Here is a 25,393-nt window from a genome sequence, read left to right as displayed (position 1 = left end):
CGATTTCACTGTTTCCGTGGGTGAACAATAGCGTTTTGCGGTGGAGAGGTGCGGTATCACCGCATTGCTGGAATCTGGATAAGGATGGGAGAAAATTATAGTGTCGGATGACGCAGGCTTATCCGCCCTACAAATAAGAAAGCCGGGATAATTCCCGGCTTTTTATTTAACGGATTTCCCCGTTCTCATCCTGGTCAACGGCGAAGCAGGCGACCAGCTGGCCGCCGTACTCCTTGAGCTGCGGCTGCAGCTGGGTGCAGGGACCGAAGCGGCGGCGGCAGCGGGCGTTGAAGGCGCAGCCCGGCGGCGGGTTCAGCGGGCTTGGCAGCTCGCCGGTCAGCTTGATACGTTCACGGCGGTCGTCCGGGTTCAGACGTGGGGTCGCGGAAAGCAGTGCCTGGGTGTACGGGTGACGCGGGTTAGAGAAGATCTGGTCTTTCGTGCCCTTCTCTACGCAGCGGCCCAGGTACATCACCATCACTTCGTCGGCGATGTGCTCTACCACGGACAGATCGTGGGAGATGAACACGTATGACAGCCCCATATCCTGCTGCAAATCCATCATCAGGTTCAGCACCTGCGCGCGCACCGACACGTCCAGCGCGGAAACTGGCTCATCGGCAATCACCACGTCCGGATCTAACATCAGACCACGGGCGATAGCGATACGCTGGCGCTGACCGCCGGAGAACATGTGCGGGTAACGATCGTAATGCTCGGTTTTCAGCCCCACCTTCGCCATCATCGCCAGCGCTTTTTCACGGCGCTCGGCTTTGCTCAGGTTCGAGTTGATTTGCAGCGGCTCTTCCAGAATCTGCCCTACTTTCTTGCGCGGGTTCAGAGAGCCGTACGGGTTCTGGAAGACAATCTGGATTTTCTGACGCCTGAGCTTTTCAGCCGTAACGTCCGGCACCAGCAGATCCTGGCCCTGATAGTACAGCTCGCCACCGGTCGGGATTTCGATCATCGTCAGCAGGCGGCCCAGGGTGGATTTCCCGCAGCCGGACTCGCCCACCACCGCCAGCGTTTTACCGCGCTCCAGCTCAAACGACACGCCGTCCAGCGCCTTCACCAGGCGTTCCTGCCCGAAGATGCCCTTCTTAACCGGGTAGTGTTTCTTTAAATCGATGGCCCGCAGCAGCGGTTGCGCGGTGGCCTGTTCGGTACTCATAGCGTTGGCCTCCCGGCATCGTCGAGGGGATAGTGGCACTTGGACTGGCGCCCATTGTCCACAAGGTTCAGTTCTGGTTCTTCTGCGCGGCAGCGGTCAGTTGCATACGGGCAGCGCGGGTTGAGCAGGCAGCCGTTCGGGCGGTCGTACTTGCCCGGCACCACGCCCGGCAGCGAGGCCAGACGAGCTTTATCCTGCGCAAACTCCGGCAGCGCGCGCAGCAGGGCTTGGGTGTACGGATGGCGCGGCGCGCGGAAGATATCCTTCGCTTCGCCCGTTTCCACCACCTGGCCTGCATACATCACGATGATTTTGTGCGCCGCTTCCGCCACCAGCGCCAGGTCATGGGTGATTAAAATCAGCGCCATGTTCTCTTTTTGCTGCAGCTCCAGTAACAGCTCGATGATTTGCGCCTGGATGGTCACATCCAGCGCGGTGGTTGGCTCATCGGCAATCAGCAGCTTAGGCCGACAGGCAATCGCCATGGCGATCATTACGCGCTGGCTCATGCCGCCCGAAAGCTGGTGCGGATAGACGTCCAGACGTGATGCCGCATCGGGAATGCCTACCAGGTTCAGCAGATCGATTGCGCGCTGAACGCGCGTTTTTTTGTTGCCGCCCTGGTGCACCTTGATGGCTTCCATGATCTGAAAACCAACGGTGTAGCACGGGTTCAGGCTGGTCATCGGATCCTGGAAGATCATCGCTACTTCTGCACCAACCAGGTTGCGACGCTCCTTCTCAGAGATCTTTTGCAGGTCCCGACCGTTAAATTCCAGCTTCTCGGCCATGACGCGGCCGGGATAGTCAATCAGCCCCATAATTGCCAGCGAGCTAACGGACTTGCCGGAGCCGGACTCGCCCACGATACCCACGACTTCGCCCTGGCTAACGTTGTAACTGATGCGGTCAACGGCACGGAACGGGGTGCCTTCGTCGCCGAAATGCACCGATAATTTATCTACATTCAATAACGCCATCTCGAGCCTCTTACTGCTTCAGTTTAGGATCGAGCGCGTCACGCAGCCCGTCACCCATCAGGTTAAATGCCAGCACCGTCAGCAGGATTGCCAGACCCGGGAAGGTCACAACCCACCAGGCGCTTTGCGCGAACTGCAGCACGTCGGAGAGCATGGTGCCCCACTCCGGCGTCGGCGGCTGCGCACCCATGCCAAGAAAGCCAAGGGCGGCCATGTCGAGAATGGCATTAGAGAAGCCAAGCGAGGCCTGCACGATAAGCGGTGCGAGGCAGTTCGGCAGAATGTTGATAAACATCTGGCGCATCGGGCTTGCGCCCGCCACGCGGGATGCCGTCACGTAGTCGCGGTTTACTTCCACCAGCACCGCGCCGCGCGTCAGTCGCACATAGTGCGGCAGGGCAACGAACGTCAGTGCCAGCGAGGCGTTAACAATCGACGGGCCAAAGATCGCTACCAACACCAGCGCCAGCAGCAGGCTTGGCAACGCCAGCATAATGTCGACCACGCGCATAATGATGTTGTCGATGAGGCCACCGAAGTAGCCGGCAATCAGACCCAGTACCACGCCCATCACCAGCGAGAGCACAACCACCAGGCAGCCGACCAGCAGCGACAGGCGCGCGCCGTACATCAGGCGGGCCATGATGTCGCGGCCGACGTCATCGGTACCGAGGATAAACTGCCAGCTGCCGCCTTCCTGCCAGACCGGCGGGTGCAGCAGCGCGTCGCGGAACTGTTCAGCCGGGCCGTGCGGCGAGATGAAGTTGGCGAAGATGGCGATCAGAATCATCACCGTGACATACACCAGGCCAACAACCGCGCCTTTATTACGTTTGAAGTAGTGCCAGAATTCCTGGAACGGCGTCATTGGCTTAGGTGCCGCCACCACTTTTTGTTGAGTTATTTGCGTCATGATGGCCCTTATTTCTTATGGCGGATACGCGGGTTCACCACGCCGTACAGCAGGTCGACTATCAGGTTGACGAGAATAATCATCGTCGCCACCAGTAAGACACCGCCCTGCACTACCGGGTAGTCACGACGCTGCAACGCGTCAATCAGCCAGCGGCCAAGGCCGGGCCAGGAGAAGATAGTTTCCGTCAGGATCGCACCGGCCAGCATGGTACCGACCTGCAGGCCGATGACGGTGACGACGGGCAGCATGGCGTTACGCAGAGCGTGAACCACGATAACGCGCATGCGGGTCAAACCTTTGGCGCGAGCGGTGCGGATGTAATCCTCGCCCAGCACTTCCAGCATCGCCGAACGTGTCATACGCACGATAACCGCCAGCGGTATGGTGCCGAGCACGACGGCAGGCAGCACCATGTGGGCCAGCGCGTCGATAAAGTCGCCCTGCTCCCCCCATATCGCCGTGTCTATCAGCATAAATCCGGTGAGCGGCATGGTGTCGTCGAGGAAGACGGTGTCGCTTATGCGCCCGGAAACCGGGGTCAGGTTCCAGTACACCGAAACCAGCATGATCAGCATCATCCCCCACCAGAAAATCGGCATGGAGTAGCCGGTCAGGGCCAGGCCCACCGCGGTGTGGTCAAAAACGGAACCGCGCTTAACGGCGGCCAGCACGCCAACCGGGATACCCACGGCAACGGCGAAGATCATGGCGCACACTCCGAGTTCCATCGTCGCTTTAAAGCGCGGTACGAACTCATCCCAGACCGGGAGGCGGCTTTTTAAGGAGATGCCCAGATCGCCATGCATCACGCCCCAGACGTAATGGAGGTACTGCTGCCACATCGGCTTATCAAGGCCAAGTTCTGCCAGCAGCTGTGCATGACGAGCAGGAGAGATGCCTCGCTCACCGGCCATGATCAGTACCGGGTCACCGGGGATCATATGCACGAAGGCGAAGGTCAGTAGGGTAATACCGATAAACGTGGGGATAACTAATCCCAGACGTCGGAGAATGAACTGCAACATAACCCGGATTCTCTGTAGTGACGGTGCGCCTGGTAACGCGCCGTCTGTATTGCTCACAAATTACAAATAATACGCCCCTCTTTGCCACGGCCTCAGCGTTGGATGGCGCTGGCGCTTATCCACCCTACAACTCCACAGGGCGGAAAATGAGAGGGGCTATTGTGCTTATTATTCTACGGACACGTTCTCAAAGTGGTGTTTGCCCAACGGGTCGACCACGTAGCCTTTCACTTCTTTGCGCACCGGCTCATAGACGGTGGAGTGGGCAACGATCAGCGCTGGAGCCTGGTCATGCATCACTACCTGAGCCTGCTTATACAGCTCGATACGCTTGTTGTGATCTTCGGCTGCGCGAGCAGGCTGGATCAGATCTTCAAACGGCTTGTAGCACCAGCGAGAGTAGTTGGAGCCGTCTTTCGCCGCTGCACAGCTGAACAGGGTCGCGAAGAAGTTGTCCGGATCACCATTGTCCCCGGTCCAGCCCATCATCACAGCCTGGTGCTCACCCGCTTTGGCGCGCTTCAGGTACTCGCCCCACTCGTAGGTTACGATTTTGGCGGTTACGCCCACTTTCGCCCAGTCAGCCTGAATCATTTCTGCCATGCGGCGAGCGTTCGGGTTGTACGGACGCTGCACGGGCATCGCCCACAGGTCGACGGTGAAGCCGTCAGCGTGGCCGGACTCTTTCAGCAGCGCCTTAGCTTTTTCAGGATCGTAGGTGTAATCCTTCACGTCATCGTTGTAGCCCCACATGGTTGGTGGGATCAGGTTTTTAGCCGCGGTGCCCGCGCCCTGATAAACCGCTTTAATGATCGCTTCTTTGTTCACCGCGTAGGTCAGCGCCTGACGCACTTTCACGTCGTCAAACGGCTTTTTCTCGGTGTTGAAAGAGAGGTAGCCCACGTTCAGGCCAGCCTGCTCCATCAGGTTGATGTTTTTGTCCTGCTTCATACGGGCGATGTCGGCCGGGTTCGGGAACGGCATAACCTGGCACTCGTTTTTCTGCAGCTTGGCGTAACGCACGGAGGCGTCAGGCGTGATGGAGAAGACCAGACGGTCGATCTGCGGCTTGGTGCCCCAGAAGCCCGGGAACGCTTTATACAGAATGCGGGAGTCTTTCTGGTACTGCAGCAGCTGGAACGGACCGGTACCGATTGGGTTCAGGTCAGTTTTTTCCGGCGTGCCGGCTTTCATCATGTTGTCCGCATACTCTTTGGACAGGATAGACGCGAAGTCCATCGCCATGTCCGCGAGGAACGGCGCTTCAGGACGGGTCAGCACGAACTGAACGGTGTTGTCGTCCACTTTCTTGATTTCGCTGATCAGGTCAGGCAGGCCCATACCTTCGAAGTATTCGTAGCTGCCGCCAGAAACTTTATGGTACGGGTTCTGAGCATTTTTCTGGCGGTCGAAGGAGAACACAACGTCGTCGGCGTTGAAGTCACGCGTTGGTTTGAATTCTTTGTTGTCCTGCCACTTCACGCCTTTGCGCAGGTGGAAGGTATAGGTTTTACCGTCTTCGCTCACTTCCCACTTTTCAGCGAGGCCAGGGACGATTTCGGTAGTGCCGATTTTGAACTCTACCAGACGGTTATAGATTGGCACCGAGCTGGCATCGTAAGTGGTACCAGAGGTGAACAGCTGTGGGTTAAAACCTTCAGGCGAGCCTTCTGAACAATAGACGAGGGTTTTAGCCTGAACGCTGGCTGCTACGGTCAAAGCGACGAGGCTCAGACCAAATTTCAGCATCCCTGACTTCTTCAAGGAAATACTCATTCTTCCGCTCCAATGTGAGATGTGTTGTTTTTATCCGTGAGACCTTTGTTATTTGTTTGCGGTCTGTACGGTGTGCCCGGAGGCGAGTGGTGAGGCCAGGGATTCCATGCTTCTGGAGAGCTGTGTGGTAGTGCGGGCTGTCCATAAAGTGCCCCTCACGCCCTACAATCTGTCAACAGATCGGTAAAACGTCAATACAGGTAGCGGGGATTTACAACAGGGGTGCGAAACGGCAAACAAAGTTTAAAAAAAGCGCGCCGGGCTATTTCCAGCAGGGAAATTTATGCTACCGGCTTGTTGCCAGAATATTACACTGCCTAATTTGCAACCGATAGCGGTAATCGGTTGCGCACATTTTAAAAAAATTCTTGCCGGATGCTGAATATATAACCGATTTATTTTGTGATCTGCGTCCAGAACAGCGAATCATGCTGGCGGCAAACATAAGCAACGACGCAAAAAACCGCCGTCTTTCATAACAAAAAACGATGGAATATGTCACAAAATCAATTAAAGACGGGGAATGAGCGATGGAAGCGTCATTTTCCATAGGGAGGCGGAAAAAGGCGCGAGATAATAAAGAAGTATTTTATACCCGGTTCGCCTTCACCCCATACGGCGTAGCGTTCATTGCACATCCGGCGCCACTGGCAGTCTTTCGGGGTTTCGTTCTGACAGGCATAACGCAGATTGAGGTACAGGCGGTAGGCTATAGCGCTTTGCATCCAGTACAGCGCCCCTCAGCGACGGGTGCAGTATGGGCAGCGTGCTTATCTCAAGTCCCAGCGCGTCAGACGCATCCAGGATGCGGGCCTGTAATTCGTCATACGTTGCGGCTGGTGGGTATGCATCATCGAACGTCAGCACCATTGCGGCAGCCTGTTCTGTATCCACGGCAAGAGGCTGGTAGCCCTCCTGTGAATAATCATCATCGCGTGAGTGCATCACGGCTTTGGGAGAGATATTAACTTTCTTGTCTTCATCCGCCCATGCATCAGGAATGACAAACTGTGTTGTCGCTTTCTGGTCTGTCGCGCCTGCGTCAATTTTACCGCCCACCAGCACAAGCTCGCCTCTGGCTATCCAGTCGTAGACGGTCTGAGGGCTTACGCCTTTATGCCGGGCGTAGTCAGCTTTAGTCATTAACACGATGTTTTTTTTCCCCTTCGTTATGGTACCTGGGCAAAATTTTTACACAAAAGGTCTGAATTAAGAGTACGCCATTTTCAGTAACATATTATTCCTGCGAGGGAATTTTGGTTAAGTCTCACGCGATGTATGATGGGCATTGTTTAACCATTTTAAGTGCAAGGACAATGGCATGGCTATGGAAATCATCGGCGACAATACGACCGTCACCAGCATCAGGCCCAAAGGGAAAGTCGTTATCTGTCGTGGGGAGCCCCACAAATACTGGCTGGAACTTCAGTTTGTAGACGAGAATAACAAGCCCGTTTCCGGGCTGAACGTGTGGCTGGAGTACCGCCCGCTTGCCTCGGCTGAGGAAGTGGCTGTAGCTAAACGTCGCGGCTATGACTTCAACCCCACGCCTCCACCTAACCCACCTGCTGGTATCACCGACAGTCAGGGGCTGGTCCGTTTCGATGACCTTTACTGGGTAACGGTTGATGTGAAGGTTGACGGCCAGCAACTGACTGATGAGATGGAGCAGCGTCCGCTGGGACTCAGCAGGAACCCGAACTCTCAGCCGGTAAGCAATAACATCTTTAAACCGGAGACCCGTGACCCAAAATGGCGCTCGAATGTGCAACTTAGCGCCGGGCAGCACGGTTATGTGCATCACTATGCCACCATCGGCGAACTGTGCGACAGGATGCCCGAGATTGAGGGCTGGACGGATAAAGAGCCGCCAAAGTTTCATTTTCCGACCGGGAAGGATTTGAAAGGTACGGAAATCGCGCGGGAGGCGCTCGAAAAGCGCCACGTTATCGAAATCTGCCCGTTCCGGGCGTGGTCGCTGGTCCTGCATGACACGAAGGATTACTCGCTGGCGAACGGTTACAATCTCGGCGTTATGGCGGATATGGCCTACGCGGATAAAGAGATGGTGGAGGATTTTTTCAAACGCAAATGTCTTGATTTATCCTGTACGCCAAAACATGAAGAATTCCCGGCGTACCCCCATGCGCTGGTCGTGGATGTTCCGTTCCGTGAGCGCTACAGCACCGCAGAATTTCTGGATTCCAGGCGCGCTGATGAGAAAGGGAAATCCCGGCCGCTGCTGGACAGTACACAGCTTTTTTATGTGGAAAATGGTTCCCATGTGATTGTGGCATGGCGAGGTACACAGGAAGTACCTGACTGGCTGACTGATGGCTCCTATTCGCCACAGCCCTGTCCTCCCGAACTGGCTAAGGCCGGATGTATCCATGGCGGTTTTCTGGATGCATATCATCTGGCGAAGGAGCGGTTCGGGGATGATTTTAAAGAAATAAAAAGAATAACTGATGGCGGGAAAAAACTGTTTATTGTCGGGCACAGTCTGGGCGGAGCACTGGGGCTGACGTATGCGGCGGAGATGAAGGGATTTTCGCCAATACTCTACACCTACGGAATGCCGCGCACCTTTACCGCTGATGCCGTCGGGAATCTGTACCAGATAACCCATTACCGGCACGTCAACGACAGTGATGTGATCACCACGGTGCCTTTTGACGCCAATCTGGATAACTGGCTGTACGATAAGTTCGGGCCTCTTGGCAGTACGCTGGGTTTTTTCTGGACGCTGACAGCAGAGCTACCGGCACAGATGGCTGGGGCATATGTCGGAGAGCATTTCTGGCATCACGGTAAACCGGTTGTGTTCTTCCGTACCACTCAGACCGGCTCCTATGAAGAATGTAATACGATGAACAGCCATACCTGCCGTCGGCTTCGCTACAGTCAGCAGTATAAAATCAAACTGTTCCTTGTCCCGTCACTGGCCGAGACCGAAAACGAAGAGGCGAAAGCGGCTCAGGAGGCGTTTGTCCGGGAGTTTCCGGTCGCAGATATTCAGAAGATTTTCCCACGGAATACCAACCCACTGATGGATCATGCGCCGAATCCCTTCCGCCACTCGATGGCCGGGGAGTATCTGCCGTTCCTGAACAATCAGTTGCTGGAATCAGCCTGGCCGGAGCTGGAACTCCAACGGAAAGTATACCGCGAAGATTTCAGGCAGCAGATGACACAATACGGCAAGGATGCCCCCCCGGAAGAGATGAAGCGTAACCGGATGTTCCTGGCACTCCAGGATATGCTGGGCAGTACGCTGGATCAAACCCGAAAGTTGCCGGGCGGAGAGAATGCGCTGGTTCGTTTTAAATCTGTCGCGGAGGAAGAAATTGAATCGTCTCGTTAATGCTATGGCAGGGCTGCTGCCACTTTTGGCACTGTTACCCCTTAGTGGCTGCGCCAGCCGCCCAGACTACACCCTGAGTCCTCCGGGCAATACTGAATGGGTGACTGTGGCGGTAAAACTGCCTCCGGAGACGGAGGCTCTGCCAGTGGATGTACTGTATCGCTCGGAGAGTTGTAGGCGTAAAGATTATGATCCCACGACCGAGTCACATGTTCGTACCATTCGTGGGTTTAATCCAATACGGATTCCACTCAGTCCCCCGGATAATAGCGGCCTTCGTAAAGCCCGTATTGCTCTTGATGGAGGCACACAATGTGGCTGGACACTCAGCGGTGTTCGGGTCGGGATTCAGGTATCCAGAAGCTCAGATCTGGCTCAGGGAAAAGATGTTACTGCTGCAAACTATGTCTTTGATTTTGATGATGAGGGATACGGGAGCGCGTTTGGAAAAGGAAAACCAACCCCTGTGAGTGGTGACCTAATCTTTAAAACTGAATTTTTCCCGATGGAATATGTATATCGTTCAATTAGTGAGACAGATCTAGACCTCTTTGCAGGGGATGAAAAATACGACAAATGGAATAGATATTATAGAGTTACTGATAGTAGGAATATAAAAATTGAACCAGTTTTATATTTGAATAAGGTAGTAAAACTTCAAACATCAGATTCATCTCGCGGAAAAGTTATTGCCACATATCCGGATGGTAGTTCGGAGAACATAAGTGGCAGAGCTCCCGATTATGACAAGTTACTTCGAATGAAATAGTAGGATCTCAAAAAGATCCTCTTGAGATCATTTTCCGCTGCGCGTAATCTCTTGCCCTGTAAACGAAAAACCACCAGCCCCAACTGGTGGTTTTCTGTTATCAGTATAATTTTCATTTGTTTATCTCCTGACAAGCCCACCCCTGTAAATCTTTTTGCCGTTGTGGAGGGCTACACCTCTACCAGCGGCCAGAATACTATTTTTTCCCTTTAATTACAGCCAATTAACCAGGTAGACGTTTGGTTTTATACGTCTATCTTATATCTACTTACCTCTACCTGATTTTCAGGGCTTTTCCAGCTGGTGGTAGTCGTAAGTAGACGTAAGGTAGAGGTAATTATAGTTACCTCTACCTGCCTGTAAGCCTCGCCCTCTCTGGTGTGGTGACCTTTCTGGTAGAGGTGTAGACGTAAGGCAGGGGTAAACCTTAAGCATGGGGGCCAGCATCCGGCACATCACAGCCCCAGGCGCGGGGCAGAAATTCGTCTGCCTGTTCGTTCAGGTTGACGTTAGTCTGTGTCCTGCCGTTGATTTTTCGGGTCAGATAGACCGCCCGGTATTCCTTTGCGGCCTGCCTGACCGCGCGGGAAAACTTTTCCACGGACAGCGGTTTGCCGAGGTTGTGATAGTCCATAAAGGCCAGATAGCAGTGATAGAGATAAACTTTCGACTCTGGCTGGCCTGACCACGTGCCGCCGCCCATCATCATGCCTTTCGGCTCGCTCATGAAATACAACGCCGCGCACAGGTCAATCACCGGGTCTGTGCCGCGCTTAATGGCGAGCGCTTCCACAGAATCGCGCTGCTCAGTTAAAAGCCGGTGGGCGGTCTCCGGGTCGCTGAACGTGGACAACAGGCGGCGAATGATAACCGGGAGTTCCTTCGCGATTTTGTCGGTCAGTTGCTGGTCTTTGTCCTTCTCGCTCACCAGGTTATCAAACGGGAAGATAACGCGCCGCCGCGCAATGCCGCCGTTGCGTTCGGTGAATATCATTGGTTCATTATTGGTCGCCAGTATCACCGCCCTTAGAATGGTGGTGTACTGCTTCTCATATTTGCCGTCAGTCTCTACCGGGTCGCCGCCCGTGATGGCCTTAATCCCGGTGCCCTCTCCGGTATATTTCGGCTGGTCAGGGAGAATAATCAGGCTTTTTCCGACAATCTGTGCCCGACCTCTGGCTTCGTCGAGTGAGCGCATATTGCCGCTGGCGGTGTTGGGAGTGCCTGCCAGCATTGAGGCTATCGCCGTGAACACACTTTTCCCGCTGCCGCCTTCGCCCGTCACTTCAATAAACAACTGCCAGTCGTGACGGTTTGCCAGCACCATATGCCCCCGCCGTAATTGTTCGGATTCACGTTGCTTTTGCTGGTGGTGTTGTGGGTCAATACCTGCGGCGACCATGGCGCGGTATTCGTCGCGGCGCTTACGGGCCTCCGCCAGCGTCACATCATCCAGCGAGCCGAAACTGACCAGCGCACGCTTTTTATCGCCGGGGCGCACATAGTTAATTCGCCAGATTTTCGCGCCCATAGATTTAACGAGAAAATAAAGCCCGTTACCGTCCTGTAAGGTGTATTCCTTTTCAGTCGGACGCACCGCGCGCGCTTCTGTTGCGGTAAGAGGGTTAGTGATTCGCGCCATGCTATACGATCCGTTGCTAAAGCAACGTTGTCTCGCTGCGCTCGGCTCAAACCTCCTTCGGAGGTTCTCATCCTCTATAAATTACAGGCGTAAAAAAACCTGCCGAAGCAGGTTTTCTTGAATGTGGTCGGCGAGAGAGGATTCGAACCTCCGACCCACTGGTCCCAAACCAGTTGCGCTACCAAGCTGCGCTACTCGCCGAATGCGGAGCGCATCTTACTGCGCACCGTTTTAGCCGTCAATCCCTTAACTTAAAAATCCCAACCAACTGCTTTAAAAGCCAGCGATTGTGTCCTCAATGTTACTGACTGGCCTTCTGGGGCACGTGGCACCAGTCATTATTTTCGTTAATCCCGCCGTCCGGCGAGGTGTAACCCAGGCAGCCCATGATTGTGTCATACAGCTCTACATGACGGTGCGGGATCTTCATCGCCGCCTGCTCTTTCATATGCTCGAAGGAGCGGGCGCGGTCAGGATCCTCCAGATACTTATCGGATGCCCAGACAATCAGCGGTACGCGGAACTGCTCTGGCGGTGCCATTTTACGCGGCGTACCGTGCAGGTGCTGACGCTCGTTAATGGATTCACCGTGGTCCGAGGCATAAAAGATAATCGCGCGCTTGTCGCGCAGCTGGTTGATAACGTCGGAGATAACCGTATCGGTATACAGCACTGAGTTATCGAAGGCGTTAATCAGCTGCTCTTTGCTGCACTCTTTATCGATGCTCACGCACTCCGGGGTCCACTTCGCAAAGCTGCGCGGATAACGCTGGACGTAAGAGAAGTGCGAGCCTTTAGTATGCAGTACAACCAGGTGTTTACCATTAGGGTGATCCGCGAGAGAGCGTTTCATCTCTTCTACCAGCAGCATGTCATCAACCTGCTTGCCGCTGTTGCGCGGCTCGGCTGCGATCTGCTCGCGGTAGGCGATGTTGTCCGCCATGGTGTTACCGTAAAACCACATTTCGCTCTGCATCGCGTAGAGGCTGGACGAAAAGCCGAGCTGCTTAAGCACCGCAAAGACGTTCTGCTCTTTTAAGGTACGCTGAGGATTCTCTTCCGCCCCGCCCTCTCGCACGAACATACAGCGCAGGGAGAGCTTGGTTGCGGTATCGCAGGACTCGCCGCGGAACGCGACCAGGTTCTTTTCCTTAGACAGTTTAGGCGTGGTATCACGGTCGTAGCCCAGAATACCCATGTGGTCCCAGCGCGTCGTTTCGCCAATAATGAACACCATATAGGTATCATCAATGTCCTTCGGCGCAACATAGGTGAATTTCTTCGCCGGGTTCATCAGCGAGCTGTTATCGGTAGACTCGTCCATCTGCGCCCAGGCAAACAAGCCAAGCGCAGAGACCCAGTTAGACGGCAGATAGGAGTTAGCCACCACGCCGCCGTAGCTTGGCATATCGACGGTGGAACGCTTTTCGATTCGATTTTGCTGTTTATCGAGGAAACGCAGCGGCGCCCATACCATTAGCCCTGCGAGCAGGACGATAGCCACGCTTTTCACGCGGTGTCCACGCGTGCGCAGCTGTTTTAACAAGGTATAGCGGCAGGTATTGCTCCAGATGAGCACCAGCGGCAAGATGCTGACCAGCACCATCCACAGAACAAAGTGAAAGCCCACTACCTCTTTAGAAAGGTCGATATCCGTAGTCATGACCGAGGCGATGATCCCATAGCCGATCACCACGTTCAGGAAAGTCATGTAATAGCTGGCGGCGACGGAGATAACGAGTATTAGCGAGGTCAGAATGCGCCAGCCGAGGCGGCCAAACAAAGAGAGCACGCGAAGCAGGAAGAAAGTGACCAATACCGTAGCGCAAATTTCTGCACCAGCAGCGAACAGCTTCCAGCCGTTAAAGCCGTGCAGTAAGCCATCAAAACGGTGATAAAAAACCGAGATGTTCAGAAACAGGCCGATGTATACCGCTAACAGAAAGCATAATTTCTGCTGGGTCATCGATTTAATATAATTCATTCAGGTTGTCCGAAATAAAGCGAATACAGCTTCTCAAAGACTATTCAGACCTCCTGGATGAAGCAGAGTTCTGAACGGTAGAAAATAGCTAACGAATCGGGACGATTCTTAGGCATAGGTCATAAGTAAGACCCGCGCCGCGTAGTAGAGCACAGGGGCCGGGAAATGTATCGCCCAAAATAAAGTTCCAGCATGTTCTTTACATACTGCTGGTACAAATATCACGATACGTTTACAACATTGGGTTGAATAGTTACGGCAATCGCAGGGATCACCATGCAGACCTTAGAAGAGCGCGCCCGTCGTTTCGCCAGCAAAGCGCATGCCGCCAGCGAGCAGCGGCGCAAATATACTTTCGAACCTTACATCGTTCACCCTGCCGCGGTGGTGGAACTGGTGCGCAGCGTGACCAGCGCCGAAGAGGTACTGGCTGCCGCATGGCTGCATGACACCGTAGAAGATACCGACACAACGATTCTCGACATTGACGAACGTTTCGGACCGGAGGTTGCTGCCCTGGTCGCCATGCTCACCAATCCCGAACAGCTTCCCGGAACCAACCGCGCCAGCCGTAAACGCGCCCATTTTCTGCATACCGCGCAGGCAAGCCCTGATGCGCAAACCGTTAAACTTGCCGACATCATTGATAACACGCGAGGGATTCTAAAATATGACCCGCATTTTGCCCGCGTTTACCTCATTGAGAAAAGGCTGCAGCTCGCGGTAATGACTCAGGGAAATGAAAAGTTAAAAGCGCAGGCGGAAGGGATAGTCGAACAGGGGATATCACAATTAATGATGCCGCCGTATAACGTCCCGGCGGCATGGTTTTCGCAGCTTATGGCGCGCTATCAGGCGTGAGCGTGTTCGTGCTCTGTCTGCGCTTCTTCACGGGCTGGCTGACGAATAGTGGTGGAAAGGGCCAGAGACAGAATCAGCAGCGCGAAGATAACGCAGAAGGTGATGTAGAAGCCGCCGAACAGTGAAGCGATGATGGAACCACCGAGGCTGCCGATACCGAAGCCCAGGTAAATCACGCCGTAGTTTTTGGTCAGATTATTCAGGCCAAAGAACTCGCTCACCAGCGATGGGTAAACGGTGATAGTACCGCCGAAGTTAAAGGCAACACAGGCGATAGCCGCAAAGAATGTTGCTTCGGTAAGCGGAGCAAACAGCAGCGCCGCCATCCCCACCAGCGAAATAACCTGGCCGATGGTGATAACGCGGATACGTGCAATCTTATCGGAGAGGATGCCCAGCACCAAGCGGCCGCTCAGGTTAGCAATCGCTATCACTGTTACCGCATTGGCAGCAGAAACCGCATCTAAATGCACCATGCCCTGAGCGATATCTTTCGCCACGCCAATCACATACAGGCCGCTCATGCAGGCGGTCAGAAACATCACTGCCAGCATCCAGTACTGCGGCTTACGCATGGACTCTGCCAGAGTAAAGTCGTTTTCGGTCACGCCGTTGATGGACTGGGCTTCGTGAGCCGGTGCATCTTTCATCAGCGTGGCGCCGAACAGAATCATCACCATCACAATCGCCCCCCAGATCATAAAGGTGTTTTCCAGACCGTAGGTCGCCAGCAGATGGGTATCGATATATTTGAAACCAAGACTGCCAAGGCCGTATGAACCGATGGCAAAGGCGGAAATCAGACCTTTACGCTCCGGGAACCACTTCACGCAGTTGGACAGCGTCAGCAGGTAGCCTGCGCCATCGGCAAGCCCAACCAGCACGCCCGCGCTCAGCCAGAGCATCATCAGGTTGCTGGAATGCGCGGTGAGGAAGAAACCGACCGCCAGCAGCACGCCCGCCGCCATTGTCACTTTGCGAACGCCGAAACGCTCCTGAAGCTTACCGGCTACCGACGAAGAGATGGCAAGCCCGAGACTTAACAAACCAAAAGAGAAAGCGACCTGGCTGATAGGTTCATTAAGCTTCTGGGACAGCGCGCTGTTAAACAGGCTCCAGGTATAAACGGATCCCAGCGCGAACTGGGTAATAATGGTCCCGATAAGGGTTAACCAACGAGTGCGGTTGTATTGAGCAGTATTCATGGCGGCTATCCTGCAATTCTTAAGGGAAGTTATCTGCCGCCTACCATAGCGAAGCGCATTTTATTCCAGGAGAAAAAGGCATGAACTGCACGAGAGACGGAATGAAATGCATCTGAGCGGGAATGAATGACCTGGAACGCCTGGGGGTAATAATGTTTGTGAGTAATCACTATCAATGAGGGATGCTTCAAAACTGTGTATTTAATGTTAAAACATCAGGCATTGAGGTTACTAAAATTCATCCATTGAAGGTTTTAGTGTTAAAAATTGATCTTTAGCCTGGCGGAGCGAGATAACATTAACGTTACTTGTCTAATCGTAGGTCCATGATGCACTCTGGCGATTATGCGCGCTGCATAATCCCCCCCTCAAAACTTCGCGCTTACCCCAAGGTTATAGAGATAGGCCTCGCCGGTGGATAACCCTTCGGCCTGCGACATAGAGGCAAAGGCGGCAACGTTCTTCCCGATCGGCATGTCAGCGCCGACGGTGACGTCCATCCAGCTGGTGTCCTGCGCGCTGGCGGCGTTGGTGCGCATCCCTGACTGTGCTTTCCAGAGGTTATCGCCATACTGATGGTTATAGCTGACCTGCGCCCAGGGGCGAACATAGCCGACGGACGAGTCGAGCCGCCAGCCCACGGTGGAGACGCTGGCGTGCCATAGCCGATCGCTGTAGCGTGACGGCACAACGCTATCCCCGTATTCGTTATAAATATTCGTCGAGCTGCCATCCCAGCTGTAGCCAGCGGTCGGCCCGGTGGTAACATTGCCAAAAACAGGGATATTCCAGCCCACGTCCAGCCGGCTGGCATCGGTATGCGCGGAGTCGTTTCCGGCAGTAAATGACGGTCCTTCCTGAGCCTCCGGTGGCATGGAAGAGAGAATGCGTTCGGCAAGAATGTCGTTATAGTTTGGCACCCGGTCGCTATCCCACGTATAACGATCCTGAGCGTCGCCCACGGCTTCGTCAGAAACATACTCTTGCTGCCACGCAAAAGCATGAGGGGCACAGAACAGGCACCACGAAACCAGCGCCGTGAGAAGCGTGACACGGCGACCACTGCATGAAGTTTTTTTAATCATCAAAGCGACTCCAGAAGAGAGCCAAATCCGGCGATTTTATTGTCTTTTTGTCGGGCTTGCGGATAACCCTGAATTAACTATTGTCTCTTTATCAGACACGTCAAGTTACCGGCCATTTATTTCATCAGAGGGAAGAGAATATGCAGCGTTGTGGATGGGTCACCCAGGACCCGCTTTACCTTGAATATCACGATAAAGAGTGGGGCGTGCCGGTTACCGAGGGGCATAAATTATTTGAGATGATCTGCCTGGAAGGCCAGCAGGCGGGACTGTCCTGGATAACCGTGCTGAAGAAGCGCGAAAATTACCGCCGCTGCTTTAAAGATTTCGATCCCCTCGCTGTGGCGCTGTTCACGCAGGAGGACGTCGACAGGCTGGTGCTGGACGCCGGCATTATTCGCCACCGAGGGAAAATCGAGGCAATCATCAATAACGCTAAAGCGTTTCTGGCGATGGAAGCCAGCGGTGAAAAATTCCCGGAGTTTGTCTGGTCGTTTGTGGATAACAAACCGCAGGTCACCCAAGCCGCCACGTTTGCGGAAATCACCAGCACAACTCCCGCATCAGACGCCCTGTCTAAGGCGTTAAAAAAACGCGGCTTCAAGTTCGTTGGCTCCACGATTTGCTACTCGTTTATGCAGGCGTGCGGGCTGGTGAATGACCATGTGACCACCTGCTTCTGCCACCCTGACAATCAAAAATGATCCGTCGACTGCGTGAGGGGGAAATGGACGAGCTGATTGCGCTATGGCTTGCCAGCACCATTCACGCCCACCCGTTTATCGCCGAAAGCTACTGGCGGGAAAGTGAGTCGATAGTCCGCAACGTTTATATCCCGCAGTCGCTGACCTGGGTAGATGAACAACACGGCAAAATTGTCGGCTTTGCGAGCGTGATCGACTCGCGCTTTCTCGGTGCGCTTTTCGTGGACGAGACCTTCTACGGCCTGGGCATCGGCAAGTCGCTGATTGAGCATACAAAAGCGAGTTTTCCAGCGCTAAGCCTCGAGGTTTATCAGAAAAACCAGCAGGCGGTGCATTTCTATCACCGCCGGGGCTTTCGCATTGAAGAAAGCGCCTGGCAGTCAGAAACGCGCCACCCGACGTGGATTATGAGCTGGCAGGCGGATCGAACGCCGTAACCTCCGGTGCTTTGCCCTGATACTTCTCAACCCATACCAGCGACGAATTGGCCGCACAGCCGTTTGCCAGCCTGGACGTCGGAATATCCAGCGTCAGGACGTTCACCGCGCCGTTTTTACACAGGCGGTCGCTATCCAGATCCGGCCACGCCCCTTCATGAATGCAAATTACGCCGGGCCTGATGCCGTCAGTTACCAGGGCACCGACTAACACCTGCCCGCGATGATTCCAGACCCGCACTAAATCGCCGTCAGCGATGCCCCGCTCCGCTGCATCCTGGGGATGCAGCGTCAGCGGCTCGCGCCCGGCAACCGCATACTTTTCCCGCAGGGCGGCATAGTTAAGCTGGCTGTGCAGCCGGTGCGCAGGGTGGGATGAAAGCAGCTGAAGCTGGCCCTTTTCGGCATTGCCCTGCCACTCATCGGGCGCAAGCCAGGTAGGATGCGGCGGGCAGTCTGCGTAGCCAAAGCTTGCGATGCGCTCGGAGTAAATCTCAATTTTTCCGCTCGGCGTTTTGAGCGGATATTCCTGCGGATCGCGGCGGAAATCAGCGAAGCGAATGAATTCGGCTAATTTCTCATTGACCGGCATTTCAATCAGTTCGTTAGCCTCCCAGAAATCTTTAAATTCCGGCAGCGTAATCTGCTGCGAGGCTCCGCGCTGTTTTGCCATATCGTAAAGGCTTTCCAGCCACTGCAGCTCGTTTTTTTCCTCGGTGAACCGTGCTTTGCCCCCCAGCTCCCACAGCTCGCTTAACTCCGCAAACACATCGAAATCATTGCGCGCCTCGGCCTGCGGGGCAACAACCTGCTTCATCGGCACCAGGTGCTGGTTGCTGTAGTCGCCGGTCATCGTCATATCGTTGCGTTCGAACGAGGTGGTAATCGGCAGCACGATGTCCGCGTGCTTTGCTGCCGCCGTCCAGAAGCACTCGGAAATCACTACCAGCTCCGGCTTTTGCCATGCCTTTATCAGCCGGTTGGTGTCCTGATGATGGGTAAAGTTGCCGCCACCCGCCCACCACAGCATGCGGATGTCCGGGAAGCGCCTTTCCATGCCGTTGTGCTGATAGCCGCCGCCGGGGTTTTCCAGCGCCTCAACAATGCGCGCCACGGGGATTTTTTCTACCGCGTCCGTGCCGCCCGCCACCAGCCCCTGTAGCGAACCGGGCACCGCCGCCCGCCGCGTTGGGTTACCGCCGTTGGCAAAGTGGTAAGAGAGGCCAAATCCACCGCCGGGCGTGCCGATCTGGCCCAGCATGGCCGCCAGCGTCACCAGCATCCAGTGCTTCTGCTCACCGTACTGCTGGCGCTGCATCCCCCAGCCGGACATCAGCATTGTGCGGTTGGCGCTGAAGACCTGGGCCAGATACTCGATAACCTGTACGGGCACGCCGCAGATTTGCGACGCCCATTCAGCATTTTTCGGCTGGCCGTCGATTTTGCCCGTCAGGTAGTCGGCGAATTTGTCGTAGCCAGAGGTGCAGCGCGCCAGGAAATCGGCGTCATGCCAGCCGTGGCGTGCCAGCGTATGGGCGATGCCCAGCATCAGCGCCACGTCGGTGCCCATGTGCGGGGCAATCCACTGGGCTTTATCACCGAAGAAATCAATGGTTTCCGATCGCATCGGATCGATGGCGATCACCGTTTTACCGCTGTTTTTCAGCTGCTCAAGGTACTGCACACCCTGTTCGTCGCTGGCGTTCCATGCAATCTTCAGCGTGTTCAGCGGGTTTGCGCTCCAGAACACCACCACATCGCTGTGCTCAAGCACCAAAGGCCAGCTGGTCTGCTGCTGGTAAACCTCATTCGAGCCGACAACGTAAGGCATGATCGCCTGCGCTGCGCCGGTGGAGTAATCCCCAAGATGACCGGTATAGCCGCCTGCCAGGCTCATATAACGCTGAAGCAGGGTCGCCGCCTTATGCAGCACCCCGTTGGAGCGCCAGCCGTAAGAGCCGGCAAAAATCGAGGCGGGGCCATAAGCGTCGCGAATCCGCTGGTGCTGCTGATGGATAAGCGTCAGCGCTTCGTCCCAGCTGATACGCACGTACTCATCTTCGCCGCGCACGCCCTGAGGTGCATTCGGCGAGGCCAGAAAACCTTTGCGTGCCATCGGAAACTGCACCCGTGCTTTGCTGTGGACCTGATCCGGAACGGCCAGCGTCAGGGAGTTTTCGTGCCCGGTATCAAGTGCTCCACGGGAAGCCAGCACTCGTTCACCGTCGGTCTCAACCTGCATTGGCCCCCAGTGGGCAGCGGTCAGAATGTGTTTAGTTGTCGCGGATGTATTAGCCAATTCGGGCTCCAGGTTTGCAGGTGGCGGCCTGAGGCCACTCAATATTGCTTACAAAATTCAGATGTCACCGGGGAATTTTCTACACAATCACACGTCATAATCAATCGCCGCCTTGCTTCGCGGTGCAGAAATATCAATCGCAAAGGAAATGAGATGAATAAAAGCGTCATGATCGCCGCCCTGGTTTGCGGCACGTTAGCAGTTTCAGGCTGTACCACTAACCCTTATACCGGTGAACGAGAAGTGGCTAAATCCGGCATCGGCGCAGGTATCGGCTCGCTGGTAGGCGCAGGCGTGGGAGCCCTCTCTTCTTCCAAGAAAGACCGCGGCAAAGGCGCACTGATTGGTGCTGCAGCGGGCGCAGCACTTGGCGGCGGTGTGGGTTACTACATGGACGTGCAGGAAGCGAAACTTCGCCAGAAACTGCAGGGAACGGGCGTGAGCGTGACGCGTAATGGCGATAACATCGTGCTGAACATGCCAAACAACGTTACCTTCGACAGCAGCAGCGCAACCCTGAAACCGGCGGGTGCCAATACCCTCACCGGCGTGGCGATGGTGCTGAAAGAGTACCCAAAAACTGCGGTTAACGTGGTGGGCTACACCGACAGCTCCGGCAGCAACGAGCTGAACATGAGGCTGTCTCAGCAGCGTGCGGACGGCGTGGGCAGCGCGCTTATCACCCAGGGCGTTGAAGCAAGCCGCGTGCGCACCACAGGCGCTGGCCCATCTAACCCAATCGCCAGCAATAGCACCGCCGAAGGCAAAGCTCAGAACCGTCGCGTAGAAATTACGCTGAGTCCTCTGGCTTAAATCAGACGGTGGATGACGTTGCACTTCTCCGCCCTTCGGACTGAATCTCGTAGGGTGGATAAGCGCCAGCGTCATCCACAAACAGCCAACCAATTTTGTGTTACTCTCCAGAAAGTTACCCCTCCAGGAGACGGACATGAACGGCAAGGCCGCGCGCCCCACGATTAGCGATGTCGCGAAAGCGGCAAAAACCGGTAAAACCAGCGTTTCCCGCTATCTGAACGGCGAACAGAGCGCACTGTCCGACGATCTCCGCACCCGCATTGAAAACGCCATTGCCGAACTCAGCTATCGCCCAAGCCAGATGGCCCGCGGCCTGAAGCGTGGACGCACGCGCCTGATTGGCCTGATCATCGCCGATATCACCAACCCCTACTCCGTTGACGTGCTTAGCGGCATCGAGGCCGCATGCCGCGAAAAGGGCTTTACCCCGCTGGTCTGCAATACCAACAACGAAGTGGACCAGGAGCTGCATTACCTGGATTTACTGCGCAGCTATCAGGTTGAAGGTATCGTGGTGAACGCCGTAGGGATGCGCGAAGAGGGGTTGAACCGCCTGCAGCAATCAGCCCTGCCCATGGTGCTGATAGACCGTAAAATTCCTGATTTCGCCTGCGATGTAGTCGGGCTGGACAATATTCAGGCCGCCACCACCGCCACCGAGCATCTCGTGGAGCAGGGCTTTGAAGCGATTCTGTTTTTAAGCGAGCCGCTGGGCATGGTTAATACACGCCGTGAACGGCTGCGCGCATTTCGCAGCACCGTCACCCGCTATCCCGGCATCGTGGCTGAAAACGCCGAAATTCCCCTGCACGAAGCCGACCTGATGGACAACACCCTGCGCCAGTTCCACACGCAGCATCGCGGCATGCGCAAAGCGGTGATTTCTGCCAACGGCGCGCTTACCCTGCAGGTCGCCCGCTCTATGCGCCGCATTGGCCTGCACTGGGGCAGCGATATTGGCCTGCTGGGTTTCGACGAGCTGGAGTGGGCGGAGCTGGCGGGCGTGGGCATCACCACCCTCAAACAGCCCACCTGGCAGATTGGCTATGCCGCACTCGAGCAGGTCGTCAACCGCATCGACGGCGCGGCGGACAGCGTGCGTGAACAGGTCTTTTCCGGTGAACTGATCGTCCGCGGCTCCACCGCCCGCTAACCCTCTTCTTCGTGATAGCGATCATAAATTCACCACGAATGTCTTTTCTTTGGAACCGGTTCCATTTAGCGTAATAGCTATGTTAGCAAGGTGTAATCATTCCGGAGAAGTCGATGCCGCGTAAAATTATTGTCGTTACCGCCGCCTATGGCCATGACCGCGTTGCCTCCCTTGGCGGCCAGCAGGCGCTGCTGCCCATTATCGCCAGCGCCGGTGCGGACGGAGTGGAAATCCGCCGCGAACTGTTAAGCAATATCCAGCTCGATGCCCTGCCGGAGCTGGCGAAACAGGTAGCCGGGCACAATCTGGAAGCCTGCTACTCCGCGCCGGAGCCGCTGTTTGCCGAGGACAGTAAGCTTAACCCCCTCATTCCTTCCCTGCTGCTCGAAGCCCACCAGCTCAACGCCCGCTGGCTGAAGCTCTCGCTCGGGGATTTTCGCGGCAGCCAGCAGTTTTCTTTGCTGCAGCAGTGGCTCGCCCAAAGCGACGTTGCGCTGGTTGTCGAAAACGATCAGACCGCCTGCGGCAAACTGGCCCCGATGCAGCGCTTCCAGTCCGCCTGCCGCGTGCTGAATATGCCGGTAACGCTGACCTTTGATATGGCGAACTGGTTGTGGGTGGAAGAATCCCCTGAAGCGGCGGCCCGCGAGCTGGCCTCCTCCATCAGCTACGTTCACGTTAAGGCGGCGATCCCGCACCATTACCACTACCGCGCCATTGCGCTGGATGATGCCGACCCGCGCTGGCTGGCGCTGCTTAAACAGCTGCCGTCGGACGTGCCGCGAGGCATTGAATTCCCGCTGGAAGGCCGCGACCTGGTGGCCGTGACCCGCCACTACGTCAACCTGTTACGCGAGGAGTAAGGGATGCAGAACGAACTTGATGTCATCACCATTGGCGAGGCGATGGCGATGTTTGTCGCCGCCGAGACCGGTGATTTAGCCGCCGCTGAGAAGTTTGTTAAGCGCGCCGCCGGGGCCGAACTCAATGTTGCCACCGGGCTGGCCCGTCTGGGGCTGAAGGTGGGCTGGGTAAGCCGCGTGGGCAACGACTCATTCGGACGATACGTGCTCCAGCAGCTCGCTAAAGAACATATCGACGACCGTGGCGTAACCACCGACGAGCGCTATACCACGGGCTTTCAGTTGAAATCGAAAGTCGAAGATGGAACCGATCCCATCGTGGAGTACTTCCGCAAAGGCTCTGCCGCCAGCCACCTGTCGGTAGAGGATTTTAACGAAGCATATTTCTTCAGCGCCCGCCACCTGCACCTGAGCGGCGTGGCGGCAGCCCTGTCGGATTCGTCACTGGAGCTGCTGAACCACACGGCTAAAGCGATGAAGGCTAAAGGCAAAACCATCTCTTTCGACCCGAACCTGCGCCCGGTGCTGTGGAAAAGCGAAGCGGAGATGGTGCAGCAGCTTAATCAGCTGGCGCTGCAGGCGGACTGGGTGCTGCCCGGCGTAAAAGAGGGCGTCATTCTTACCGGGCAGAAAACCCCGGAGGGCATTGCGGATTTCTATCTCGATAAGGGCGTAAAAACCGTGGTGCTGAAAACCGGCGCTGACGGAGCCTGGTTCAAAACTGCTTCCGGTGAAAAAGGCGCAGTCGCGGCGGTAAAAGTCGATAACGTCGTCGATACGGTGGGCGCGGGCGATGGTTTTGCCGTCGGCGTCATCAGTGCCCTGCTGGAAGGAAAAACGTTATCTCAGGCCGTCAGCCGCGGAAACAAAATCGGCTCCCTGGCTATTCAGGTCATCGGCGACAGCGAAGGGTTACCCACCCGTAGCGCGCTGGGCGAATAAACAAGAGCGTATCGGCTGTACCCTACATGCCGCACGATGCGCTTCTCCTCAACATAGAGGCTAGCCTATGAAAACCAAGACAATCGCAGCAAAACGCTGGTGGTATATCATGCCGATCGTGTTTATCACGTACAGCCTGGCCTACCTCGACCGCGCCAACTTCAGCTTTGCCTCCGCCGCCGGGATCAACGACGATCTGGGTATCACCAAGGGGATCTCCTCCCTGCTGGGGGCGCTGTTCTTCCTCGGCTACTTCTTCTTCCAGATCCCCGGCGCGATGTACGCCGAACGCCGCAGCGTGCGCAAGCTTATCTTCGTCTGCCTGATTTTATGGGGCGGCTGCGCGTCGCTGACCGGTATGGTAAGCAATATCCCGATGCTTGCCGCGATCCGCTTTGTGCTGGGCGTAGTGGAAGCGGCGGTGATGCCCGCAATGCTTATCTATATCAGCAACTGGTTCACTAAATCCGAACGTTCGCGCGCCAACACCTTCCTGATCCTCGGCAACCCGGTCACGGTACTGTGGATGTCCGTGGTGTCCGGATACCTGATTCAGGCATTCGGCTGGCGCGAAATGTTTATCTTCGAGGGCATTCCGGCAGTGATCTGGGCCTTTGCCTGGTGGGTGCTGGTCAAAGACAAGCCTGCGCAGGTTGGCTGGCTCTCCGACGATGAAAAATCCGCATTGCAGGCCCAGCTGCAAAAAGAGCAGGAAGGCATTAAGGCAGTGCGCAACTACGGCGAGGCGTTCCGTTCGCGCAACGTTGTGCTGCTCTGCATGCAGTATTTCTGCTGGAGCATCGGCGTGTACGGCTTCGTGCTCTGGCTGCCGTCCATTATCCGCGGGGCAGGTACGGCGGGGATGGGTATGGTGGAAGTAGGCTGGCTCTCTTCCGTCCCTTACCTGGCGGCGACGATCGCGATGATTGCCATCTCCTGGGCGTCGGACAAAATGCAGAACCGCAAGCTCTTCGTGTGGCCGCTGCTGCTGATTGGCGCGCTGGCGTTCCTGGGATCGTGGCTGGTTGGCGCTAACCATTTCTGGGTTTCCTATACCCTGCTGGTGATTGCCGGGGCGGCGATGTACGCCCCGTATGGCCCGTTCTTCGCCATCATCCCTGAGATGCTGCCAAGAAACGTGGCGGGCGGCGCGATGGCATTGATCAACAGCATGGGCGCGCTCGGCTCGTTCGTCGGCTCCTGGCTTGTGGGCTATCTGAACGGCGTTACCGGCAGCCCGTCCGCGTCCTACATTTTTATGGGGGTGGCGCTGCTCGCCTCCGTGTGGCTAACTCTGATAGTGAAACCGGCAACGAACCAACAGCTTCCGGTCGGCGCTCGCCACGCATAGCTACCCAACGGGCGGCGAGCCAAAGCCGCCCGGTTTGTGTTTAATTTATT

The 25,393-nt window shown here is 55.7% G+C and carries 20 protein-coding genes, 1 tRNA gene, 1 other RNA gene and 2 pseudogenes; 10 read left to right on the top strand and 14 right to left on the bottom strand.

What is annotated here, in order from left to right:
• Positions 1 to 166 precede the first annotated feature (166 nt).
• The 6 genes from dppF to ACA108_00785 form a co-directional block, all read right to left on the bottom strand.
• Positions 167 to 1,171 (bottom strand): dipeptide ABC transporter ATP-binding subunit DppF, encoded by a 1,005-nt coding sequence (gene dppF / locus ACA108_00810; protein XEX96116.1) that lies wholly within the window; start codon positions 1,169 to 1,171, stop codon positions 167 to 169.
• On the bottom strand, positions 1,168 to 2,151 hold the full coding sequence (dppD, locus tag ACA108_00805; protein XEX96115.1) for a dipeptide ABC transporter ATP-binding protein: 984 nt from the start codon (positions 2,149 to 2,151) through the stop codon (positions 1,168 to 1,170). The genes dppF and dppD overlap by 4 nt, the downstream gene beginning before the upstream one ends.
• 10 nt (positions 2,152 to 2,161) lie before the next feature.
• Positions 2,162 to 3,064 carry a dipeptide ABC transporter permease DppC gene (dppC, locus tag ACA108_00800; protein ID XEX96114.1) on the bottom strand — a complete coding sequence of 301 codons (903 nt, stop codon included), beginning with the start codon at positions 3,062 to 3,064 and terminating at the stop codon, positions 2,162 to 2,164.
• An 8-nt stretch (positions 3,065 to 3,072) separates the two neighbouring features.
• A complete protein-coding gene (gene dppB / locus ACA108_00795) occupies positions 3,073 to 4,092 on the bottom strand; it encodes a dipeptide ABC transporter permease DppB (GenBank protein XEX96113.1) in 1,020 nt (339 codons plus the stop codon).
• 168 nt (positions 4,093 to 4,260) lie between these two features.
• Complete coding sequence (gene dppA / locus ACA108_00790; protein ID XEX96112.1) at positions 4,261 to 5,868, bottom strand: dipeptide ABC transporter periplasmic-binding protein DppA; 1,608 nt, start codon at positions 5,866 to 5,868, stop codon at positions 4,261 to 4,263.
• 627 nt (positions 5,869 to 6,495) lie between these two features.
• Positions 6,496 to 7,011 carry a hypothetical protein gene (locus ACA108_00785; protein ID XEX97996.1) on the bottom strand — a complete coding sequence of 172 codons (516 nt, stop codon included), beginning with the start codon at positions 7,009 to 7,011 and terminating at the stop codon, positions 6,496 to 6,498.
• 178 nt (positions 7,012 to 7,189) lie between these two features.
• Between ACA108_00785 and ACA108_00780 the strand changes: the two genes are divergently transcribed.
• Both ACA108_00780 and ACA108_00775 read left to right on the top strand, forming a co-directional pair.
• Positions 7,190 to 9,232, top strand: a complete 2,043-nt coding sequence (locus tag ACA108_00780; protein XEX96111.1) for a lipase family protein — start codon at positions 7,190 to 7,192, stop codon at positions 9,230 to 9,232.
• A complete protein-coding gene (locus ACA108_00775) occupies positions 9,216 to 10,001 on the top strand; it encodes a hypothetical protein (GenBank protein XEX96110.1) in 786 nt (261 codons plus the stop codon). The genes ACA108_00780 and ACA108_00775 overlap by 17 nt, the downstream gene beginning before the upstream one ends.
• Positions 10,002 to 10,428: 427 nt before the next feature.
• Here the strand turns inward: ACA108_00775 and ACA108_00770 are convergent.
• The 5 genes and pseudogenes from ACA108_00770 to eptB all read right to left on the bottom strand — a co-directional run bounded on the left by ACA108_00770 (position 10,429) and on the right by eptB (position 13,627).
• Positions 10,429 to 11,331 (bottom strand): annotated as a pseudogene (locus ACA108_00770) (DUF5906 domain-containing protein).
• 87 nt (positions 11,332 to 11,418) lie between these two features.
• Positions 11,419 to 11,598: pseudogene (locus tag ACA108_00765) on the bottom strand (integrase arm-type DNA-binding domain-containing protein).
• Positions 11,599 to 11,609: 11 nt separating this feature from the next.
• Positions 11,610 to 11,735, bottom strand: a non-coding RNA gene (locus ACA108_00760) — RtT sRNA.
• Positions 11,736 to 11,767: 32 nt separating this feature from the next.
• Positions 11,768 to 11,844: transfer RNA gene (locus ACA108_00755), tRNA-Pro, on the bottom strand.
• A gap of 100 nt (positions 11,845 to 11,944) precedes the next feature.
• Positions 11,945 to 13,627: a kdo(2)-lipid A phosphoethanolamine 7''-transferase gene (gene eptB, locus ACA108_00750; protein ID XEX96109.1), complete on the bottom strand. Its 1,683-nt coding sequence runs from the start codon at positions 13,625 to 13,627 to the stop codon at positions 11,945 to 11,947.
• A 276-nt stretch (positions 13,628 to 13,903) separates the two neighbouring features.
• Between eptB and ACA108_00745 the strand changes: the two genes are divergently transcribed.
• The gene (locus tag ACA108_00745) at positions 13,904 to 14,488 is read left to right on the top strand and encodes an HD domain-containing protein (protein ID XEX96108.1); all 585 of its coding nucleotides are present in this window, start codon (positions 13,904 to 13,906) and stop codon (positions 14,486 to 14,488) included.
• Here ACA108_00745 and ACA108_00740 read toward each other — a convergent pair.
• Both ACA108_00740 and ACA108_00735 read right to left on the bottom strand, forming a co-directional pair.
• A complete protein-coding gene (locus ACA108_00740; protein ID XEX96107.1) occupies positions 14,479 to 15,693 on the bottom strand; it encodes an MFS transporter in 1,215 nt (404 codons plus the stop codon). The two genes, ACA108_00745 and ACA108_00740, sit on opposite strands and share 10 nt — an antisense overlap.
• Positions 15,694 to 16,061: 368 nt before the next feature.
• Positions 16,062 to 16,778, bottom strand: a complete 717-nt coding sequence (locus ACA108_00735) for an autotransporter domain-containing protein (protein XEX96106.1) — start codon at positions 16,776 to 16,778, stop codon at positions 16,062 to 16,064.
• A 140-nt stretch (positions 16,779 to 16,918) separates the two neighbouring features.
• Here ACA108_00735 and tag point away from each other — a divergent pair, with 140 nt between their 5' ends.
• Positions 16,919 to 17,482 (top strand): DNA-3-methyladenine glycosylase I, encoded by a 564-nt coding sequence (gene tag / locus ACA108_00730; protein ID XEX96105.1) that lies wholly within the window; start codon positions 16,919 to 16,921, stop codon positions 17,480 to 17,482.
• On the top strand, positions 17,479 to 17,919 hold the full coding sequence (locus ACA108_00725) for an N-acetyltransferase (protein ID XEX96104.1): 441 nt from the start codon (positions 17,479 to 17,481) through the stop codon (positions 17,917 to 17,919). Before tag ends, ACA108_00725 begins: the two co-directional genes overlap by 4 nt.
• Here the strand turns inward: ACA108_00725 and ACA108_00720 are convergent.
• Positions 17,888 to 20,161 carry a molybdopterin guanine dinucleotide-containing S/N-oxide reductase gene (locus ACA108_00720; GenBank protein ID XEX98192.1) on the bottom strand — a complete coding sequence of 758 codons (2,274 nt, stop codon included), beginning with the start codon at positions 20,159 to 20,161 and terminating at the stop codon, positions 17,888 to 17,890. The genes ACA108_00725 and ACA108_00720 overlap by 32 nt on opposite strands.
• A gap of 210 nt (positions 20,162 to 20,371) precedes the next feature.
• On the opposite strand from ACA108_00720, the gene ACA108_00715 reads away from it, so the two are divergent.
• The 5 genes from ACA108_00715 (at position 20,372) to ACA108_00695 (ending at position 25,343) form a co-directional block, all read left to right on the top strand.
• The gene (locus tag ACA108_00715; protein XEX96103.1) at positions 20,372 to 21,031 is read left to right on the top strand and encodes an OmpA family lipoprotein; all 660 of its coding nucleotides are present in this window, start codon (positions 20,372 to 20,374) and stop codon (positions 21,029 to 21,031) included.
• A 136-nt stretch (positions 21,032 to 21,167) separates the two neighbouring features.
• Positions 21,168 to 22,187, top strand: coding sequence for a LacI family DNA-binding transcriptional regulator (locus ACA108_00710; protein ID XEX96102.1), 1,020 nt, complete (start codon positions 21,168 to 21,170; stop codon positions 22,185 to 22,187).
• A gap of 113 nt (positions 22,188 to 22,300) precedes the next feature.
• Complete coding sequence (locus ACA108_00705; protein ID XEX96101.1) at positions 22,301 to 23,050, top strand: sugar phosphate isomerase/epimerase family protein; 750 nt, start codon at positions 22,301 to 22,303, stop codon at positions 23,048 to 23,050.
• Between the two features lie 3 nt (positions 23,051 to 23,053).
• Complete coding sequence (locus tag ACA108_00700) at positions 23,054 to 23,992, top strand: sugar kinase (protein ID XEX96100.1); 939 nt, start codon at positions 23,054 to 23,056, stop codon at positions 23,990 to 23,992.
• Between the two features lie 67 nt (positions 23,993 to 24,059).
• Positions 24,060 to 25,343 (top strand): MFS transporter, encoded by a 1,284-nt coding sequence (locus tag ACA108_00695; protein XEX96099.1) that lies wholly within the window; start codon positions 24,060 to 24,062, stop codon positions 25,341 to 25,343.
• Positions 25,344 to 25,393: the final 50 nt, after the last annotated feature.

Source organism: Dryocola sp. LX212, assembly GCA_041504365.1.
Lineage (GTDB): Bacteria > Pseudomonadota > Gammaproteobacteria > Enterobacterales > Enterobacteriaceae > Dryocola.
This window is presented reverse-complemented; position numbering and strand designations above follow the sequence as displayed.

What these genes read in the sequence shown, in the direction of transcription:
- ACA108_00735 (XEX96106.1), bottom strand. Translation starts at nt 16,778, where the DNA reads ATGATTAAAAAAACTTCATGCAGTGGTCGCCGTGTCACGCTTCTCACG.
- ACA108_00715 (XEX96103.1), top strand. Translation starts at nt 20,372, where the DNA reads ATGAATAAAAGCGTCATGATCGCCGCCCTGGTTTGCGGCACGTTAGCA.
- ACA108_00695 (XEX96099.1), top strand. Translation starts at nt 24,060, where the DNA reads ATGAAAACCAAGACAATCGCAGCAAAACGCTGGTGGTATATCATGCCG.
- dppD (XEX96115.1), bottom strand. Translation starts at nt 2,151, where the DNA reads ATGGCGTTATTGAATGTAGATAAATTATCGGTGCATTTCGGCGACGAA.
- eptB (XEX96109.1), bottom strand. Translation starts at nt 13,627, where the DNA reads ATGAATTATATTAAATCGATGACCCAGCAGAAATTATGCTTTCTGTTA.
- ACA108_00720 (XEX98192.1), bottom strand. Translation starts at nt 20,161, where the DNA reads ATGCAGGTTGAGACCGACGGTGAACGAGTGCTGGCTTCCCGTGGAGCA.
- ACA108_00785 (XEX97996.1), bottom strand. Translation starts at nt 7,011, where the DNA reads ATGACTAAAGCTGACTACGCCCGGCATAAAGGCGTAAGCCCTCAGACC.
- ACA108_00745 (XEX96108.1), top strand. Translation starts at nt 13,904, where the DNA reads ATGCAGACCTTAGAAGAGCGCGCCCGTCGTTTCGCCAGCAAAGCGCAT.
- ACA108_00705 (XEX96101.1), top strand. Translation starts at nt 22,301, where the DNA reads ATGCCGCGTAAAATTATTGTCGTTACCGCCGCCTATGGCCATGACCGC.
- ACA108_00780 (XEX96111.1), top strand. Translation starts at nt 7,190, where the DNA reads ATGGCTATGGAAATCATCGGCGACAATACGACCGTCACCAGCATCAGG.
- tag (XEX96105.1), top strand. Translation starts at nt 16,919, where the DNA reads ATGCAGCGTTGTGGATGGGTCACCCAGGACCCGCTTTACCTTGAATAT.
- ACA108_00710 (XEX96102.1), top strand. Translation starts at nt 21,168, where the DNA reads ATGAACGGCAAGGCCGCGCGCCCCACGATTAGCGATGTCGCGAAAGCG.
- ACA108_00740 (XEX96107.1), bottom strand. Translation starts at nt 15,693, where the DNA reads ATGAATACTGCTCAATACAACCGCACTCGTTGGTTAACCCTTATCGGG.
- dppC (XEX96114.1), bottom strand. Translation starts at nt 3,064, where the DNA reads ATGACGCAAATAACTCAACAAAAAGTGGTGGCGGCACCTAAGCCAATG.
- ACA108_00725 (XEX96104.1), top strand. Translation starts at nt 17,479, where the DNA reads ATGATCCGTCGACTGCGTGAGGGGGAAATGGACGAGCTGATTGCGCTA.
- ACA108_00700 (XEX96100.1), top strand. Translation starts at nt 23,054, where the DNA reads ATGCAGAACGAACTTGATGTCATCACCATTGGCGAGGCGATGGCGATG.
- dppF (XEX96116.1), bottom strand. Translation starts at nt 1,171, where the DNA reads ATGAGTACCGAACAGGCCACCGCGCAACCGCTGCTGCGGGCCATCGAT.
- dppA (XEX96112.1), bottom strand. Translation starts at nt 5,868, where the DNA reads ATGAGTATTTCCTTGAAGAAGTCAGGGATGCTGAAATTTGGTCTGAGC.
- dppB (XEX96113.1), bottom strand. Translation starts at nt 4,092, where the DNA reads ATGTTGCAGTTCATTCTCCGACGTCTGGGATTAGTTATCCCCACGTTT.